General features: G+C 72.9%; 13 protein-coding genes and 1 other RNA gene. 9 read left to right on the top strand and 5 right to left on the bottom strand.

The annotated features are described in order from the left end of the window. Positions 1-20: 20 nt before the first annotated feature. Positions 21-115, top strand: an RNA gene (gene ffs / locus ACWEVN_RS16865) — signal recognition particle sRNA small type. 385 nt (positions 116-500) lie between these two features. Here the strand turns inward: ffs and ACWEVN_RS16860 are convergent. Beyond that, entirely contained in the window at positions 501-1,376 is an 876-nt protein-coding gene (locus tag ACWEVN_RS16860; protein WP_452051853.1) for a spermidine synthase, read from the bottom strand. Positions 1,377-1,430: 54 nt separating this feature from the next. Between ACWEVN_RS16860 and ACWEVN_RS16855 the strand changes: the two genes are divergently transcribed. Continuing rightward, complete coding sequence (locus tag ACWEVN_RS16855) at positions 1,431-2,993, top strand: ALF repeat-containing protein (protein WP_452051852.1); 1,563 nt, start codon at positions 1,431-1,433, stop codon at positions 2,991-2,993. 43 nt (positions 2,994-3,036) lie between these two features. Next, positions 3,037-5,319, top strand: a complete 2,283-nt coding sequence (locus ACWEVN_RS16850; protein WP_452051851.1) for a DNA polymerase III subunit gamma and tau — start codon at positions 3,037-3,039, stop codon at positions 5,317-5,319. A 146-nt stretch (positions 5,320-5,465) separates the two neighbouring features. Here the strand turns inward: ACWEVN_RS16850 and ACWEVN_RS16845 are convergent, their stop codons facing one another. Next, a complete protein-coding gene (locus ACWEVN_RS16845) occupies positions 5,466-6,311 on the bottom strand; it encodes an N-acetylmuramoyl-L-alanine amidase (protein ID WP_452051850.1) in 846 nt (281 codons plus the stop codon). Positions 6,312-6,389: 78 nt separating this feature from the next. Here ACWEVN_RS16845 and ACWEVN_RS16840 point away from each other — a divergent pair, with 78 nt between their 5' ends. Both ACWEVN_RS16840 and recR read left to right on the top strand, forming a co-directional pair. Further along, positions 6,390-6,749: a YbaB/EbfC family nucleoid-associated protein gene (locus ACWEVN_RS16840; protein ID WP_013230627.1), complete on the top strand. Its 360-nt coding sequence runs from the start codon at positions 6,390-6,392 to the stop codon at positions 6,747-6,749. Positions 6,750-6,754: 5 nt separating this feature from the next. Beyond that, positions 6,755-7,351, top strand: coding sequence for a recombination mediator RecR (gene recR, locus ACWEVN_RS16835; RefSeq protein ID WP_310969294.1), 597 nt, complete (start codon positions 6,755-6,757; stop codon positions 7,349-7,351). Between the two features lie 49 nt (positions 7,352-7,400). On the opposite strand, the gene ACWEVN_RS16830 is transcribed toward recR, so the two are convergent. Further along, positions 7,401-9,005 carry a glucosaminidase domain-containing protein gene (locus tag ACWEVN_RS16830; RefSeq protein WP_452051849.1) on the bottom strand — a complete coding sequence of 535 codons (1,605 nt, stop codon included), beginning with the start codon at positions 9,003-9,005 and terminating at the stop codon, positions 7,401-7,403. Positions 9,006-9,176: 171 nt separating this feature from the next. On the opposite strand from ACWEVN_RS16830, the gene ACWEVN_RS16825 reads away from it, so the two are divergent. Both ACWEVN_RS16825 and ACWEVN_RS16820 read left to right on the top strand, forming a co-directional pair. Next, positions 9,177-10,700 (top strand): hypothetical protein, encoded by a 1,524-nt coding sequence (locus ACWEVN_RS16825; RefSeq protein WP_452051848.1) that lies wholly within the window; start codon positions 9,177-9,179, stop codon positions 10,698-10,700. After that, positions 10,700-11,605: a PIG-L family deacetylase gene (locus ACWEVN_RS16820; RefSeq protein WP_452051847.1), complete on the top strand. Its 906-nt coding sequence runs from the start codon at positions 10,700-10,702 to the stop codon at positions 11,603-11,605. The genes ACWEVN_RS16825 and ACWEVN_RS16820 overlap by 1 nt, the downstream gene beginning before the upstream one ends. A 19-nt stretch (positions 11,606-11,624) precedes the next feature. On the opposite strand, the gene ACWEVN_RS16815 is transcribed toward ACWEVN_RS16820, so the two are convergent. Beyond that, positions 11,625-14,648 (bottom strand): BTAD domain-containing putative transcriptional regulator, encoded by a 3,024-nt coding sequence (locus tag ACWEVN_RS16815; RefSeq protein ID WP_452051846.1) that lies wholly within the window; start codon positions 14,646-14,648, stop codon positions 11,625-11,627. A 108-nt stretch (positions 14,649-14,756) separates the two neighbouring features. Beyond that, positions 14,757-15,854, bottom strand: coding sequence for a UDP-N-acetylglucosamine 2-epimerase (locus ACWEVN_RS16810; protein WP_449681960.1), 1,098 nt, complete (start codon positions 15,852-15,854; stop codon positions 14,757-14,759). A gap of 84 nt (positions 15,855-15,938) precedes the next feature. Here ACWEVN_RS16810 and ACWEVN_RS16805 point away from each other — a divergent pair, with 84 nt between their 5' ends. Together ACWEVN_RS16805 and ACWEVN_RS16800 are read left to right on the top strand one after the other, a co-directional pair. Next, positions 15,939-16,958 carry a glycosyltransferase family 2 protein gene (locus tag ACWEVN_RS16805; protein ID WP_452051845.1) on the top strand — a complete coding sequence of 340 codons (1,020 nt, stop codon included), beginning with the start codon at positions 15,939-15,941 and terminating at the stop codon, positions 16,956-16,958. Beyond that, a complete protein-coding gene (locus ACWEVN_RS16800) occupies positions 16,955-18,238 on the top strand; it encodes a lipopolysaccharide biosynthesis protein (RefSeq protein ID WP_452051844.1) in 1,284 nt (427 codons plus the stop codon). The genes ACWEVN_RS16805 and ACWEVN_RS16800 overlap by 4 nt, the downstream gene beginning before the upstream one ends. Positions 18,239-18,294 lie beyond the last annotated feature (56 nt).

The raw sequence follows: 18,294 nt of genomic DNA, 5'->3' as shown, positions 1-18,294 counted from the left end.
CCGAGCCCGCTACACTGATCCACGGACCCCGCGCGGCGTCCACCCTGTGAACCTCCCCAGGGCCGGAAGGCAGCAAGGATAAGCAGGCTCTGGCGGGTGCGCGGGGTCCCCTTCTTTTCGGCTCCGGCTCTCGGGGCTTCGCCCCTTCGCCGGGCCTTCACTTCGTCGTTTCTCCCGGGGGCCGAGCCCCCGGACCCCCACGGTGCCTTGCTCATGGCCTGGGAGGGCTGCCGTGGCTTGGCTTGGTGTGGTCGGGCTCGTGCCTCGCCCTTGCCTGGGTGCGCTGCCGTGGCTTGGTGGTCGGGCTCGTGCCTCGCCCTTGGCTGGGTGGGCTGCCGTGGCCTTGCCGGTGGGCTCGTGCCTCGCCCTTGGCTGGGTGGGCTGCCGTGGCTTGGTGGTCGGGCTCGTGCCTCGCCCTTGCCTGGGTGGGCTGCCGTGGCTTGGTGGTCGGGCTCGTGCCTCGCCCTTGGCTGGGTGGGCTGCCGCGACTCGCGGGTTGCCTAGAACAGGCCCAGGACGTCGTCCGGGGGGCTTGGGGGCGGTGGGGCGTCCGCGTCCGTGATCGGGGCCGCCCTGCCCGCCAGCTTTCGCAGCTCCGCGCCGTGTACGCACCTCGCCGGGAACGCCGCCGATGCCGTGCGCTGCGCGATCTCCGCCGTCGGCAGCTCGGTCGCCGAGGCCGCCAGCACCAGATTGCCGAACCGGCGGCCGCGCAGGACGCCCGGGTCCGCCAGGAGCAGGACCTCCGGGAACACCTCCAGCAGCGTTGCCAGGAAGCGGCGGGCGAACGGGAGGCCCGAGCCGTCCGTGATGTTCGCCAGGTAGATGCCCGGCGGTCGCAAGAGGCCCGCGATCGCCGTCGTCGCCTCCAGCGTGGCCAGGCCGCCCGCCAGCGTCGCCCGCTGGAACGCGTCGACCACCACCAGGTCCGCCGAGTCCTCCCGGCGCGTCGCCAGGCCCTCCCGGCCGTCCGTCACCCGGACGCGCAGGCCCGGGACCCGCAGCCCCAGCTGGGTGCGGACCAGCTCCACCAGCTCGCCGTCGGCGTCGAACACCAGCTGCCGGGAGCCCGGCCGCGCCGTCGCGACGTACCGGGGCAGTGTGCACGCCGCCCCGCCGATGTGGAGCGCGTCCAGGGGGCCGGGCGGCAGGCGGTCCAGCACGTCCGCGAACCGGCGGACGTAGTCGAACTCCAGGTGGGCGGGGTCGTCGAGGTCGACGTACGACTGCGCGACGCCGTCCACCGACACCAGCCAGGCGTTGCCGCGGTCGGCGTCGCGGACGAGCTCCGCCGTGCCGAACCGCACCGGGTAGCGCCCGGGCACCGGCTCGGGTTTCCGCGTGCGGCTCACGGAATCCGAGGTTATCGGAAACATTCCGACCGCCCCCGCGATAAGCCACCGGACGATCATCGATCGAGGGGGTTTCACTTGCGTGCAAACGCACTAATCGTTGCCGCCGCGCTCGCGGCCGGGGTGTTCGCGACGCCGGCGGCCGCGGACGTGCTGCCCGACCGGGCGCAGGCCGTCGCGTACCTGGAAACCGGCGGGACCGGCGTCGCGCGAGCCGCCGAAGCGGCGTTGCTCGGCTCGCCCGCCGACCTGCGGGCCTTCCTGGCCACCGGCCGCCAGCAGGCGCAGAACGACGACGAGCGGGTCCTCGTCACCCAGGCGCTCACCAACGGCGGTCCAGTCACCAAGCGCACCGCCCAGAAGGCGCTCAGCGGCACCCAGGACGACGTCCGCGAGTACCTGGCGCACGGCCTGGCGCAGGCCCGGATCGCCGACGACCGGATCGCCGTCGGCCAGGCCATGAGCACCGGCGGCCCGACCGTCAACGCCCGGGCCCAGCAGGCGCTCGACGGCACACCCGCCGACGTGCGGGCCTTCCTGGAGACCGGCCTGCAGCGAGCGAAGGACGTCGACGACCGCCTCACGGTCGACCAGGCCATGGCCGAAGGCGGCCCGGAGGTCAAGGCCGCCGGGCAGGCGGCGCTCGACGGCACGCCGGAGGACGTCCGGTACTTCCTGTCGCTGTGGTGGCAGGTCAGCGTGAACTACGACGCCGAAGCCACCTCGGTCCGGCAGCGCCTCGACGAGGCCAAGGCGGCCAAGGCCGCCCACCGCACCCTGGAAGTGAAGATCGCCGCGGGCACCGCCCGCCGGATCGCCGCCGACGCGCGCACGGCGAACGCCGACCGGCTCAAGGCCCAGCAGGCCGAGAACCAGCGCACCGGCCAGGCTGCCGCCCAGGCCGACGCGGCCGCGCAGCAGCAGGCCAGCGAGGCCGCGGCGCGCGCGGCGAAGGCCAAGACGGACAACGACAAGCTGCTCGCCGACGCGGCCGACCCGGCGCTGACCGTGCCGAACGGCCGCAAGGCGTCGATCTACCTGCTGCGCACCGGCGGTGCCGCCGTCAAGAACGCCGCCCGGGCCGCGCTGAGCGGCTCGGACGACGACGTCGTCACGTTCGTGAACAGCGGTCTCGCCGTCGCGCAGGAGTCCGACGACCGCGCCGCCGTCTCGGCGATCGCGGCGGACCCGAACGCCCGCCCGGGCCTGCGCCAGGCGGCTCGTGACGCGCTCGCCGGCCCGTACGCCGGTGTCGCCGCGCTGCTGCGCACCGGTGACTACCCGGGCCGGGACACCGACGACCGCATCGAGGTCAACCAGCTCCTGGCGGCCGGCGGCCCGTCGACGAAGTCGGCGGCGCAGAAGGCGCTCGACGGCACCGTCGCGGACGTCCGCGAGTTCCTGGCCCACGGCCGGTACGTCGCGCACCTGATCGACCTGGACGTCTACGCCACCCGGACGCTGGGCGAAGGCCCCGAGGTCGTCGCGGTCGCCCAGGGCGTCCTCGACGGGCCGGACTCGGGCCTGCAGCACTACCTCGACGTCGAGCTGCCGAAGGCGCGGGCGCGTGACGCGTTCACGGCGGCGCACGTCACCAAGGTGAACGCCATGGTCGCCGAAGCGACGGCCCTGGTCTCCTGACCGCACGGCGAAGGTTGTCGGTGGTGCCCGGTACCCTCGCGAGGTGGCTCTCGCGCTGTACCGCAAGTACCGTCCGGCGACCTTCGCCGAGGTCGTCGGTCAGGAGCATGTGACCGAACCCCTCCGCACGGCGCTGTCCGCCGGGCGGATCAACCACGCCTACCTGTTCTCGGGCCCGCGCGGCTGCGGCAAGACGTCCAGCGCGCGCATCATGGCGCGTTCGCTGAACTGCGCCAAGGGCCCGACGCCGGACCCGTGCGGCGAGTGCAACTCGTGCCGCGCGCTGGCGCCCGAGGGGCCGGGCAGCGTCGACGTCACGGAGCTCGACGCGGCGAGCCACGGTGGTGTCGACGACGCCCGCGAGCTGCGGGACAAGGCGTTCTACGCGCCGGCCGAGTCGCGGTACCGCGTGTTCATCATCGACGAGGCGCACATGGTCACCACGCAGGGCTTCAACGCCCTGCTGAAGATCGTGGAAGAGCCGCCGGAACACGTCATCTTCATCTTCGCGACCACCGAGCCGGACAAGGTGCTGACCACCATCCGCTCGCGCACGCACCACTACCCGTTCCGGCTGATCCCGCCGAGCTCGATGCGCAACCTGCTGGAGCGCAACATCGCGGCCGAGGGCGTCGAGGTCGAGCCGGCGGTGTACCCGCTGGTCATCCGCGCGGGCGGCGGCTCGGCGCGTGACACGCAATCGGTGCTCGACCAGCTGCTGGCGGGCGCCGGGCCGGAGGGCGTTTCGTACTCGCGGGCGGTCGCGCTGCTGGGCGTCACCGACGTCGCGCTGATCGACGACATGGTCGACGCGCTGTCGACCGAGGACGCGGCCACGGTGTTCGGCACGGTCGAGAAGCTGACCGAGGCGGGCCACGACCCGCGCCGGTTCGCGACCGACCTGCTCGACCGGCTGCGCGACCTGGTGCTGCTGCGCGCGGTGCCGGACTCCGCGGGCGGGCTGGTGTCCGCGCCGGAGGAGGAGCTGACGCGGATGGTCGCGCAGGCCGAGCGGATCGGCCTGGCCACGCTGTCGCGCTACGCCGACATCGTCCACAATGGACTACTGGAGATGCGGGGCGCGACGTCGCCCCGGCTCGTGCTCGAGCTGTTGTGCGCGCGGATGTTGCTGCCGTCGGTGACCGAGGCGGAGAAGGCACTGCTGGCGCGGATCGAGCGGCTGGAGCGCCGGGCGACGCTGGCGGGCGGCGGAGGCGCGCCGGCGGAGGGTGGCGTGGAGCCGCCGGTGCGTGCGGCGCCCGAGCGTGAGTTTTCGAGGCCTTCGCAGCGCGCGGCGTCGGCGGGACCGGCGCCGGTGGCGGAGCCGGTCAAGCGCCCGGCGGAAGCGGCGGCCGCGCCTGCTGCGGCCCGGCCGGCCGCCTCTGCTCCGGCTGCCTCTGCTCCGGCCGGGCCGGGCGGCTCTGCTCCGGCGGCCGCGCCTGCTGTGGCCGGGCCGGGCGGCTCTGGTCCGGCGGCTGCGACCGCTCCGGCGGCTGCGTCTGCTCCGGCGGCCGCAGCCCAGCCGGCGGTCGCTCCCGCTAGTGCGGCAACCCAAGCGCCGGCGGCGGCGTCGGGCGACGGCTGGGGTGCGGTGCGCACGCCCGGCGGCGGCACCCCCGCCCCGGCGGCCGAGGCCCCTTCGGGCGACGGCTGGGGCGCGGTGCGTGCCCCCGGTGGTGGCACCCCCGCCCCGGCGAGTGCCCCGGAGCCGGAAGCCGCGCCCGCGGCGGCCTCGACGTCGGGCGGGTTGGACGCCGCCGGGATCCGGAACGTCTGGCCGCAGCTGATGACCGCGTTGCGGAAGTTCACCGGCGGCCGCAGCCTCGAAGCCATGCTGACGCAGGCGACGGTCGCGAGCGTCGAGGGCACCGCCGTGACCCTCACCCACAAGTCCGAGCCCCTGGCCCGCCGCCTTTCCGACCAGGACAACGCCCGCAAGATCGCCGGCGCCCTGACCGACGTCCTGGGCGGCGACTGGCAGGTCCGCTGCGTCCACGGCAACGCCCCGGCCGCGCCCGCCGCCCGTCCGCAGCAGGCGGCCCCGGCGCCGGAGCGGTCGTTCACCCGCCAGTCGGCGGCCGCGGCCCCCGCCGCCGAACCGGCGGCCCGCCCCGCGGCCCCGCCGCCCCCGGCGCGCCCCAAGGTCACGACGACCGAGCCGGACATCCCGCTCCCCCCGGAACCCTCCGACGAGGACGACGAGGACCTCTACAACGAGGACGCCAGCCCAGCGCCCCCACCACCCCCGCCCCCGCCGGACAAGGACCCGGACGAGGTGGCCCGCAAGCTCCTTTCCGAGCACCTCGGCGCCCGCCCCCTCGACTGACCCGGGATCGGCCGACCCTCCGGCCACGCCGTGTCGACCCTGCAGTCACGCGTGTCGACGCCCTGATCACGCGTGTCGACCCTCCGCGCACGCAGGCGCCGTGCGGGAAAGGTCGACACGCGTGATCAGGAGGACGGCACGCCGGGTCAGGAGGCCAGATAGGCCTCGATCGCCGCCGCGATGGCTGTGGCGTAGCGCTGGCGGCCGTCCGCGCTGGTCATGCGGGCCGCTTCCGTGGCGTTGCGCATGTTGCCGCACTCCACCAGTGCCGCCGGGCGGGTCGAGAGGTTGAGGCCGGCCAGGTCGGCCCGGGCCGAGAGGCCGTTCGAGCCGATGTAGTTCGCCGCGGTGAAGCCGCTCGTTCGCAGCGTGTCGCGCAGCGTCTGGGCCAGGCGCGTCGACGGCGCTCCCTGCGCCGCGTTCAGCGCGGGTGACGAATACGCCACGTGGAAGCCGTTCGCCCCGGCCGCTTCGGAGCCGTCGGCGTGGATGGAGACGACCGCGTCCGCGTCCGCGTCGTTGCCGATCGCCGCGCGGCGGTCGACGCAGGGGCCGACCCCGGTGTCGTCCTGTCGCGTGTAGACGACCCGGATTCCCTTGTCCGCCAACGCTTTTCCGACCCGCTGGGCGACGTCGAAGGTGAACGCGTGCTCCGGGTAACCCGCGTTGGTCGCGGTGCCGGTCGTGTTGCACGGCTTGGTCTGCCCGCGCCCGGCCGGCACCTGGCGGTTGATCTCCGCCGGGTGGGCGCCGTTCCCGCCGTTGTGCCCGGGATCCAGCACGACCACCTTCCCGGCCGCCACCGGCGACGGCGAAGGCGTAGGCGACGGCGAAGCCGAAGACAGCGGCGCAACCGACGAAGACGGCGAAGCAGTGGTCACCACCGGAGCAGGCGAAGGCGAACCAGCCGGCGGAGCGTCGTCGGAGCAGCCGGTGAGCAGGAGGGCACCGGCCAGCAGCAGGGGAGCAGTCGCGCGTCGCACGGCGACCACGGTGCCACAGCCCGGCACCTCGCGTGGCGCGACTACCCTGGTGGGGACACAGGCGTGCAGAGAGGACCGAGTGCGATCATGGCCCAACCCGGCGGCGGCTTCGACCTTTCCCAGCTGATGCAGCAGGCGCAGCAGATGCAGCAGAAGCTCGTCGAAGCCCAGGAAGAGCTGGCCAACACCGAGGTCACCGGCACCGCCGGTGGCGGACTGGTCACCGCGACCGTCTCCGGTGACAGCCAGCTGAAGAGCCTGCAGATCGACCCGAAGGTGGTCGACCCGGACGACGTCGAGACGCTGTCCGACCTGATCGTCGCGGCGGTCCGCGACGCGTCGGCGAGCGCGCAGAAGCTCACCGAGCAGAAGCTCGGCCCGCTGGCCGGCGGGCTCGGCGGTGGTGGCGGCATGCCGGACCTCGGCAGCCTCGGCTTCGGCGGCTGACGAACTTGTACGAAGGTGTCGTCCAGGACCTGATCGACGAGCTCGGGCGCCTGCCCGGGGTCGGGCCGAAGAGCGCCCAGCGGATCGCGTTCCACCTGCTGGCCACCGACCCGGCCGACATCGCGCGGCTGCAGGACGTGCTCGGCAAGGTCAAGGAGGGCGTGCAGTTCTGCGAGATCTGCGGCAACGTCTCCGAGCACCCGACCTGCCGCATCTGCCGCGACGAGCGCCGCGACCTCACGGTCATCTGCGTGGTCGAGGAGCCGAAGGACGTCCTGGCGGTCGAGCGCACGCGCGAGTTCAAGGGCCGCTACCACGTCCTGGGCGGCGCGCTCGACCCGCTGTCGGGCATCGGCCCGGAGCAGCTGCGGATGCGCGAGCTGCTCAAGCGCATCGGCGAGGCGGACATCAAGGAGATCATCATCGCCACCGACCCCAACACCGAGGGCGAGGCGACGGCGACGTACCTGGTGCGCATGCTGCGCGACTTCCCGGGCCTGAGCGTGACGCGGCTGGCGTCGGGCCTCCCGATGGGCGGTGACCTGGAGTTCGCCGACGAGCTGACGCTGGGCCGCGCGCTGTCGGGCCGCCGGGTGCTCTGACGGCACCGGCGGGCTGGAGAGGGCGGCCCTCTCCAGCCCACCCGAGGCGTTACTGCCCCCAGGTTTCGACGTCGGGGGCGGCCATTTCGGTGTTCCAGTACCAGTGCGTCAGCGTGCCGTCGCCGGAGCGGCCGTAGACGTTCTCCTGGGTCGGGGTGGCGAAGCCGGCCGGGTCGGAGCCGAGGTTCCCGCCCCAGTCGTCGTGGCGCGGCTCGTTGTCGACCGGCGTCCAGTACCAGTGGCCCAGCGTGTTCTCCGGCGTGCGGGCGAAGACGTGCTGCTGGTCGTTCCAGACGTAGGCGACAGGGTCGCCCTGCAGCGGCGCGCCGAGCGGTTCCTCGACGACCCCGCTGTCGAACGTCCAGTAGAAGTGCTTCAGCGTCCCGTCGGTGCCGCGGGCGAAGACGTGCTGCTGGTCTTCGAAGGCGTAGCCGGCCGGGTCGCCGGCGAGGGTCGTGCCGCCCCACACGGTGTAGTTCGGCTCGTTGTCGGTGGTCTGCCACCACCAGTGCCCGAGGTGCCCGTCCGGGGTGCGGCCGAAGACGTGCTGCTGGTCGCCCCACACGTAGGCCACCGGGTCACCGGCCACGGACTGGGCCAGGTTCTCCTCGATGAGATCGGGTTCCCCGGGCGCCCAGTAGAGGTGCTTCAGCTTGCCGTCGGTTCCCCGCGCGAAGGCGTGCAGCTGGCCGCCGAAGGCGTACCCGGTCGGGTTGCCGGCGATGTCGGACGCGGCCACCTCGAACGTCGGGTCGGCGTCGGTCGGGTTCCAGAACCAGTGCCCCAGCCGGTTGCCGGTCAGCAGGGCGAAGACGTGCTGCTGGTCCCCGGCCACGTACGCGACCGGCTCACCCGCGAGCTCCGCCGGGTAGGACTCGGACTCGATGGCTTCGCCGGTGTTGTACGAGTGCAGCAGCGCCCCGTCCGCCCCCTTCGAGAACATGTGCTCCTGGTTGCCGTAGCGGTAGGACGCCGAAGCCGCGATGCCCTCGTCACCGGGCATCGCGCCCGGCTGGGTGCCCGAGTCGAACCGGTACAGGTCGTAGCTGTCCATCAGGCCGATGACCTTGGCGGCGTAGTCCGGGTCGGTCGCGTAGGGGTGGGCCACCGCGGTGATGAACGCCCGCGGGTCGTGGCGGTAGGGCAGGGCGTGGTCGTACAGCCCGCTCGTGGTGAGCAGCCGCGCGTAGTCGCGGAACGAGTCCTCCATCGACGCGTACACCCGGAACCACGCGGTCACGGTGTGGCAGCCCGGCGTGCACTCGGTGGTGTCGTAGGCGTGGCAGCCGACGGCGATCGGGCCGGGGCTGCCCGCGTCCACGCACTTGAAGCCGAAGTAGTTCCGGTCGTTCGCGGACAACCCGCTGCGGCCCCAGTTCGACTCCAGGATCGCCTGCCCGACCGTGGTCGAGGCGGGGATGTCGTAGTCGTCGCGGACGCGCTGGGCGGCGGGACCGGCGACGGCGACGAAGTCCTCCTGGTAGCTGCCCGGTGCCGCGGACTCGGCCGCGGATCTCTGCTGCTCCTGCAGGGGCGCGCTGGCCCCGGGCTCGGGCTTGGGCGGTGGTGCGGCGAGCGCGGGCGAGATCGTCGTCAGCGTGCCCAGCAGCACGCCGACGCCGACGGTGGTGAGCCACAGTTTGCCGGTCTTCATCAGTCCTCCCGAGGTCGGTGCTGGTCACAGCCTCGGGGCCGCGCCTGTAGATCGGCACCAAACGATCTGTAAACCCGCCGATCGGGTTCTGGAGGCGTTTTGGGGCGGACTTGGAGGGCGGCGCCGCAAGCTGTCCTCGGCTCCACCGCGGAGCCCTTCGAGGGAGGGCAGATGAACATCAAGAGGACCGGAGCCCTGGTGGCGCTGCTGGTCGCGCTCACCAGCGCCGGGACCACCCCGGCCGGCGCGTCCGGTGCGGTCGTCACCGGCGGCGTCGACGCACCCCAGGGAGCGCCGGGGAAGTCCCTGCGGGCGGCTTCCAACGAGGCGATCACGCGGTCGGAGGTGCTGACCAGAGCCCAGTCCTGGCTGCGCGACCGGGTGCCCTACAACCAGGGCCGGAGCTGGACGAACGAGTACGGCACGTACCGCCAGGACTGCTCCGGCTACGTGTCGATGGCCTGGCACCTCGACAGCAGCTACGTCACCTGGACGCTGCCGCCGCTGATGGACGTCATCGGCTGGGGCGACCTCAAGCCGGGTGACGCGCTGTGGAAGGACACCAACCACGTCGACGGGCACATCGCCCTGTTCATCCGCTGGGCGGACGACGCGCACACGATGCCGGTCGTGTGGGAGGAGTACAGCGAGCCCTTCACCGCCGAGGAACGGACCTGGTCGTCGAGCTGGGCCCGGAACTTCACGCCCATGCGGTACCGCAACATCGTCGACGACGCCGGCCCCGCACTCGGCGACGAGGGCATCGCGGCTTCGGCGTCCTACCGCTACGGCCACCAGGAGCACATGTTCTCCAAGGGAGCCGACGGGGCGTTGCTGCACTCGTACAACACCGGCGAGGCCATCGAGTCCGAGTCGTTCCCCGCGGAGCTGGCCGGCGAGCCGGTGGCGTACGTGGCCGGGGACCAGCAGCACGTGTTCGGCAGGCTGGCCGACAACACGATCGGCCACTGGTACTGGTACCCGACCGACGACCAGCCGCACTTCGAGCAGTGGGGCGCCGACGACATCGCGGGCAACCCGACCGGGTACGCCTTCGGTGACCAGCAGCACGTCTACGCCCGGGGCACCGACGGCAAGCTGAAGCACCTCTACTGGACGCCGGACACCGGCGTGGTCGAGGAGACGCAGAGCCAGGACGTCGTGGGTGACCCGGTGGCCTACGTGTGGGGCGACCAGCAGCACGTCTTCGGCCGCACCCCGGCGGGCGAGCTCGGGCACTGGTACTGGACGCCGTCGGACAACGACCCCAACTACGTCTCGTGGGGCGGCCGGCTGGCCGGTGACCCGGCCGGGTACGCCTTCGGCGACCAGCAGCACGTCTTCGCGCGCGACACCGGCGGCAAGCTCGTGCACTTCTACTGGGCGGTCGGCGAGGACGTGACCGTGGAACCGCTCGGTGCCGACATCGCGGGCGACCCGATCGCCTACGTCTGGAACGACCAGCAGCACGTCTTCGCCCGCACACCGGGCAACGAGCTCGGCCACTGGTGGTGGACCCCGGCGGACAACGCGCCGCAGTACGTGAGCTGGGGCGGTGACCTGGCCACCGATCCGACCGGGTTCGCCACGGCGACGCAGCAGAACGTCTACGGCCGGGCTGCCGACGGCACCCTCGCACACTGGTACTGGAACACCGAGATGGCCGCGCCCGACCACGAAACCTGGGGGCAGTGATGATGGAGAAATTGCGCCGCGCGGTCGTTCTGCCTGCCGTCGCGCTCATCCTCGGCACGACGGTCCTGAGTGGACAGGCGGCCGCCGAACCCGGCACCACCACCCTGAGCTTCGTCGCGCACCAGGACGACGACCTGCTGTTCATGAACCCGGACATCGCCTCGGACATCCAGGCCGGCTACGCCGTGTGGGTCGCCTACCTGACCGCCGGTGAACTGCCCTGCCGGGGCGATGGCCCGTGCGGCATCGACTACGCCGAGCAGCGGGTCCAGGGGGAGCACGCCGCCTACGCGCGGGCGGCCGGGGTCGCGAACTCCTGGACCTACGAGGAGATGTGGTTCGACGGGCACCCCCTCGCCGTCGACCACCTCGACGGTACCGACGTGCACCTCGTGTTCACCTACATCCACGAAGCCGCCGGTCCCGAGGACGACTGCGGTGACCTCTACCGGATGCTGCACGACGACGCGTACGAGGCCGAACCGATCGACGGGCGCCCGGCGTACACGAAGGACTCCTTCGTCGGCATGCTCAACGCGGTGATCGGCCAGGTCCGGCCCGACTACATCCGGACGGAGAGCACCATCGGCCACCGCGAGGGCGACCACATCGACCACACGTCGGCGGCGATCCTCGCGGCGGACGCGGACGTCGACGGCGCCGGGAACACCTGGATCCGCCGCGACGAGTACACCGGGTACGCCATCGCGGGCCTGCCCGACAACGTCTTCGGGTACTGGCGGGACGAAAAGCAGGCGATCTGGAACGCGTACAAGCCGTTCGACTACAAGATCGAGCCATGGACGTGGGACGACGTGATGGGTAAGCAGTACCGCCCCGACGGCCGGATCTTCTGGCCCGGCACCGCCTGGGTGCCGCCGGGCGACTTCGAAGCCCGCTGCTGAGGACGTCGCCGGCCGAGGCTCACGAGCCGGGTAGGTCCTCGGCCGGCTGGCGGCGTGGTGCCGGGAGGCGCGGTTCCCGCGCTTCCCGGCTCCCGCACGTCACGAACAGCGCCTGCGCCTCCGCGTGCGTGCGGCCGGCTTCCTCGGGCAGGCCCAGGCAATCCAGGACGACCGCGAGGTCCCGCAGCGTGCGGGCCCGCCACAACGGGACAGCCAGCGCGTCGCACCAGGTCAGTGCGTGTTCCAGCCGCCGCCGCGCCGCGTCGGGCCGGTGGCGGGCGAGCTCCAGTTCGCCGAGCGTGCGCAGCATCAGCGCCTGGCCGAACCCGTCCTGCATGCCGTGGCACGTCTCCAGCGCCTCGGTCAGCACCGCGTGCACCTGGTCCCACGGCCGGTTCCCGCGTCTGATGTGGACCTTCGCCAGCGACTGCGCCGCATACGCGGACATCAGCCGGTCGCCCTTGCCCCGCAACATCTCCAGCGCCTCCGCGCACCGCCGTTCCGCAGCGGCCAGCCGCCCGGCCGCGCGGTGGGTGATCCCGATCGACCGCACCACCAGCGCGACCCCGTGCTCGTCCGGCAGCGAGCGGTAGCCCGCGAGCGCGGCGTCGTAGTCGACGAGCGACTCGTCCAGCCTGCCGAGCTCGGTGAGCACCATGCCCCGCCAGTGCCGGGCCTGCGCCGAGGTCGTCACGTCGTCCGCCGCGGCGAGCGCGGGAAGGACGCCGTCGAGCAGGTCGAGGGCTTCGGCGAGCTTCCCCTGCTCCCGGTGGACCCCGGACAGCAGCACGCGCACGGTCGACTCGCCCACCGGGTCGGCGATTCCGGCGTAGGCGTCCAGCGCTTCCCGGTAGTAGTCGGCGGCTTCGTCGTAGCGGTCCTGTTCCGCGCGCAGCAGGCCGAGCCCGGACAGCAGGAGCCCCTGTCCGCAGAGGTCGTCCGCCCGCCGGGCGGCGGCCAGCGCCGCGGTGTGCGTGCGCCACCAGTGGTGGAAGTGGTTCTCCACGGCGAACGACGACGCGCACAGCGTGGTCGCCAGCCGGACCGCGGCGTCGGCGAGGCCGAGCGCGCCCGCCCGCTCGACCACGTGCACCAGCGCCGTCTGCTCGGTGTCGAACCAGGCCCGCGGGTCGCCCAGCGCGGCCGTGGGCACCCGGCCGGGCACCCGGCCGGCGGCGCGCTTGTGGAGCGCGCGCATGGGCGACCCGCCGGACGCCCACTCGACCAGCCGCTGCCACTCCGCGGTGGCCCGTTCCACCGCGGCCCGGAGGACGTCGTGGTCCTCCTCGGCTTCCGCGCGCTCCCACGCGAAGACCCGGGTGAGGTCGTGCAGCCGGTACCGGGTGGGTGCGGTGTCCTCCGTGCTCACGACGTCCAGCAGCTGGGCCCGCACCAGCGCCTCGACGACGTCCTCGGCGTCGTCCGGCGAGACCTCCAGCAGCGGGGACACCAGCCAGGCCGCGAAATCGGGCACGCCGAGCCAGCCGAGCCGGCGCAGCGCGGTGCGCTGGGGCTCGTCGAGGCTGTGGTAGCTCAGCGCCAGGCTGCCGCGGACCTCGAGGTCGCCGATCGCCAGCTCGTTGAGCGACTTCCGCTGCTCCTGCAGCCGGGACACCAGGCGGGACGGCGGCCAGTCCGGGCGCGCGGCCAGCCGGGCACCGGCGATCCGCACGGCAAGGGGCAGGTTCCCGCACAGGTGCACCAGCAGCCGGGCCTGCTCGGGTTCGCGCGCCAGCCGTTCGAGGCCCACGATCCGGGCCAGCAGCGCGAGGCAGTCGTCGTCGCCGAGCACGCCGAGGCCGAGGTGCTCCGCGGCTTCGAGGGCGGCGGGCCGGACGCGGCTGGTGATGACGCACAGGCAGTCCGGCCCGCTCGGCAGCAGCGGCCGCACCTGGCGTTCGCCCGCCGCGTCGTCGAGCACGACCAGCAGCCGGCGCCGGGCGGTCACCATCCGGTACAGCTCGACCCGCTCGTCCAGCTCCGCCGGGAGTTCGGCGTCCGGGACGCCGAGCGCGCGCAGGAACCGGCCGAGCACCGCGACCGGCTCGACCGGCGTCTCCCGCGCGCCACGCAGGTCGACGTACAGCTGGCCGTCCGGGAACCGGGGCCGCAGCCGGTGGGCCGCGTGCACGGCCAGTGAGCTCTTGCCCGACCCGGGTTTCCCCGAGACGGCGACGATCCGGGCCGCCGTCCCGGTGAGCTTCCCCGCCTCGGTGCCGCGGCCGGTGAAGTCGGTGATGTCGGGCGGGAGCAGGCACGGGCCGGCGACGGGTTCGGGCTCCGGTTCCGCCGCGGCGACGGCCGCCGGGTTCCCGTCCCCGCGCAGCATCCGCTCGTGCCGGGCCCGCAGCTCCGGGCCTGGTTCGACGCCGAGCTCCTCGACCAGCAGCCGGCGTCCGTCCCGGTAGACGCCGAGGGCGTCGGCCTGCCGGCCGGCCGACCACAGCGCGGTCATCAGCTGGCCGCGCAGCCGCTCGCGCAACGGGTGCTCGGCCACCAGGGTGCGCAGGTCGTCGACCAGGGCTGCCCCGCGGCCCAACGCGATCTCCGCCTCGAAGACGTCTTCGGTGACCGCGAGCCGGAGGTCCGTCAGCCGCGCCGACTCGGCGTCGGCGAAGGCCGTCTTCAGGCCGCTCAAGGCCGGTCCCTGCCAGTGGGCGAGCGCGGCCCGGCCCGTGCGTGCGGCGGTTTCGTGGTCACCGGCCGCCGCCGCGGCCGCGGACTGCTTCGCCAGCCGGGTGAACTCCTGGTAGTCGAGCGTGCAGCCGGTCAGGTCGATCCGGTAGCCCGGCGGCTCGGTGACGATCGAGCCGGCGCCGGGCCCACAGGCCCGCCGGAGCGCGGAGACGTAGGTGTGCAGCAGGGCCGGCGCGCTCTCCGGCGGGTGGTCGTCCCAGATGACGGCGATCAGCCGGGACACCGGGAGCACCCGGCCCTCGGCGAGCAGGAGCGCGGCCAGCAGCGCGCGCGGCTTCGGACCGCCCAGCGCGACGGCGTCCGCACCGCGCTGAGCCCCGACAGCACCAAGTACCCGAAACAGCACAAGCCCCCCATACCGCCGTGCCGACCTCGTCGAGAGGCTAACCAGCGGTCCGGTGGGCGCGCAAGAATCCGGCTGCTCGCAGCCGAGCAGCCGGGCCCGGGTGGTGCGTCAGCAGTAGCCGAGCTGCGCCAGCGTGTCGACGACGATCTCGGACGGGTGGTACTTGTCCATCCAGGACTCGCCGCGCCGGTTCTGGTACGTGTCGAGGAAGTTCTGCAGCTTGTCGCCGCGCATCTCGGTCAGCACGACCGTCTCGCCGAGGTGCTGCGGCGTCTCGGTGCGCTCGCGGTGCACCGCGCACGGCAGGCCGAGGTAGTAGCACTCCGCCGAAAGACCACCCGAATCGGTGACGACGTACTCGGCGCGCGCCACCAGCGGCAGGAACTTCAGGTACCGCATCTTCGGCTGGACGATGAACTGGTCGTCGAAGATGTTCCCGATGCCCAGCGCGCGGATCTTCTCGCGCTCCGGCGCGCCGGCCATGTACAGGATCGGCATCTTGCGGCTCTGCTCGCGCAGGATTTCGAGCGCCTCGCGGTACTTGTCCGGGCGCGAAACCAGCTCGAAGCGGTGCAGCGTGGCCAGGCCGAACTTCTCCGGCAGGTTCGGCACGTCCAGCGGGCCGTTGATGGCGAGGCGCATCGCGTCGATCGCGGTGTTCGCCTCGGTGTCGACGACCACCCCGCGGGCGTGGCGCAGGTTGTTCACCTCGCGGATGCTCGGCGCGAAGTGGATGTCGACGATCTTCGCCGCGATCTTGCGGTTCAGCTCCTCCGGCAGCGGCGAGAGGATGCTGCCCGACCGCGCACCCGCCTCGACGTGGCCGACGCGGGACTTGAGGATCCGCTTGCCGATCAGCGAGCCGTAGGGCGTGGTGAACGTGTCGCCGTGCACCAGCACCAGCGGGGGACGGCCGTCCTCGGTCAGCGCGGCGCGCAGCTCGTGGCGGCGGCTCCACGCCGTCCGCAGCACCTGCGCGGCCCAGCCGGGCACCTGCGCCGGCGACTCGAGGTTGTGGGCCTTGTCCTCCGGCACCAGCCAGACGTCCGGCGCCGGCATGTTCAGGTCCGCCAGAACGTCCGCGACCTCGTCGACGTGCTGGGCGGTGAACCAGATCTTCGGCCGCATCCCGCGCTCGCGGATCCCGTGGTAGACGGGCGCGATCTTGATCAGTTCCGCGGTGGTGCCGAGAATGAAGGAAATCACCAGAGGAGCCCATTTCAGGTCGGGTGCGGTGGCGTAAGGATACTGGCCGACCCGGCGCACGGGCCGCCGGGTAGCCTCGGCCCGGTGAGTGCGAACCCGCTCCTCCCCTCGCTCAGCGTCGTGATCCCGGTCTACAACGAGCAGGACTGGATCGAACGCAGTGTCGGCGCGCTGCTCGCTTCGGCATCGGCCGCGAGCTGGCCGATCGAGGTCGTCGTGGTCGACGACGGCAGCACCGACGCCACGCCGTCCCGGCTCGACGACCTGCGCGAACGCCACGGCATCACCGTCCTGAGCCAGGCCAACTCCGGCCGGTTCGAGGCGCGGCGGGCCGGCATCGCCAAGTCGTCCGGCGAGTGGGTCGCGCTGCTCGACAGCCGCGTCATCGTCGACGAGCACACCCTGACGTTCCTGCGCGACCAGCTCGTGGAGCACCCCGAGCGCGCGGTCTGGAACGGCCACATCAACGTCGCGTCCGAGCACAACCCGTACGCCGGCTTCATGGCCGGCCTGGTCAAGGTGCCCTGGCGCAAGTACTGCGCGAACCCGCGGCTGATGTCGTACGGCATCGAGGAGTTCGACGTCTACCCGAAGGGCACGACGTTCTTCTGCGCCCGCCGCGGCCTGCTCGAGGGCTCGGTGACGGCGTTCGCGTCGCTGTTCGACGACCTCCGCTTCGCCAGCGACGACACCCGCATGCTGCGCTGGATCGCCGAGCGCGAGCGGATCTGGCTGGCCCCGGAGCTGTCGGCGACCTACAACGGGCGTGACTCGTTCAAGAAGTTCACGCAGCAGGCGTACTTCCGCGGCACGACCTACGTGGACTCCTACATCGCTTCGCCGGGCCCGGCCCGCAACGCCCTGTTCGGCGCGCTCGCGGCCGGCGTCATCGGCCTGGTCTTCGCGGCGAAGAAGCCGAAGACGACGCTGGCCGCGGGGGTGCTCGGCGCGGTCGCGGCGGGCGAGGTCGTCAAGAAGTGCGGCGCGACCGGCCCCGAGGCCCGCGCGGTCACCAAGCTGCTGCCGGTGTTCGCCGGCGGGTTCGGCGCCGGTGTCCTGCGTGGCCTGGCGATGGCCGTGCGCGCCCAGCTCCGCCGCCGATGAGCACCGAAGTGGACACGCCGGCCGCCGCGCGCAGCGGGCGCACGACCGCGGGCAGCCTCGGCGGTTCGCTGATCGTGTCCATCGGCCTCGGCTACCTGTTGACGGTCGCCTGCCAGCGGCTGCTGCCGCCGCAGGAGTACGCGGTCTTCGTGACGTTCTGGGGCCTGGTGATGGGCCTCGGCAGCACGCTTTCGCCGCTGGAGCAGGAGCTCTCGCGCCAGTCGGCGGTCGCCGCGCTGGCGGGGGGCAAGGCGGGGCGTCCGGCGCTGCGGGCGGTCGCGGTGGGCGTGGTCGTCGCGGCCGCGTTCTCGCTCGCGCTGCTGATCCCGCCGATCAACGACAAGCTGTTCCACGGCGAGTGGTCCCTGGCGGTGATCGTGCTGGCCGGCGGCGTCGCCTTCGCCTGCCAGTTCGGCACACGCGGGTTGCTGATCGGGCAGCACAAGGTGAAGGCGTTTTCGCTGCTGGTGGTCGCCGAACCGGCGGTGCGGGCGCTGATCCTGGGTGTTCTGTTCGTCTCGGTGGCGTACAACGTCGTCTCGCTGGCGATCGCGGTGGCGGCGGGCTCGTTCGCCTGGCTGCTGTTCGCGCGTCCCGCTCGTCAGCTGCTGGACTTCCAGGTCGAGGGCGACGGCTGGGGCGTGACCTCCCGCCGGATGGGCATGCTCCTGGTCGGCGCGGCTCTGACGGCGGCGGTGATCACGGGCTACCCGGCCCTGGTCGGCCTCCTGGCCCCGGGCGGCGATGGCGACCGGGTGGGTTCGCTGTTCGCGGCCCTGGTCATCGCGCGGTTGCCGCTGACGCTGATCGGGCCGGTCCAGTCCCTGGCGGTCCCGTTCGTGGTCCGGCTGTCGGTGACACCGGAGGGCCGCCACCGCTTGCGCCGTGTCCTGGCCCTCGGCGCGGCGGGCTCGCTGGTCTTGGCGGCACTGGGTGCCCTGGTGGGGCTGTGGCTGGGCCCCTGGGCGGTCCGGTTCGTAAGCGGCCCGAAGTACGACATCGACGGCTGGTCGGTGGCAGGGCTGGTGTGGTCATCGGTGCTGCTGGTACCGATGCAGCTGCTCACGGCGGTGCTGGTGGCGCGCACCCAGGCGAAGCTGGTGCTGGCGACCTGGGCGGCGGTGACCGGCACGGCGTCGCTGGTGCTGCTGTTCCTGCCGGGTGACACAGTGTTCCGCGCGGTGGTGGCCCTGGCGGTGGCCCCGACGCTGGGGCTGGCGGTGGTCCTGGCGTTCGTGCTGCGGCGGGCACCGGAGCCGGTCGAGTCCGACGCCGGCTGAGGTTCCCTTCCGCAGTTGTCGTGAGTGGTAAGGCGGGTTAGAACCCGCCTTACCAC

It is taken from the genome of Amycolatopsis sp. NPDC003861, assembly GCF_053605405.1.
Note: the sequence above shows the minus strand (reverse complement) of the source record. Positions and strands in the feature narration are given on the sequence as shown.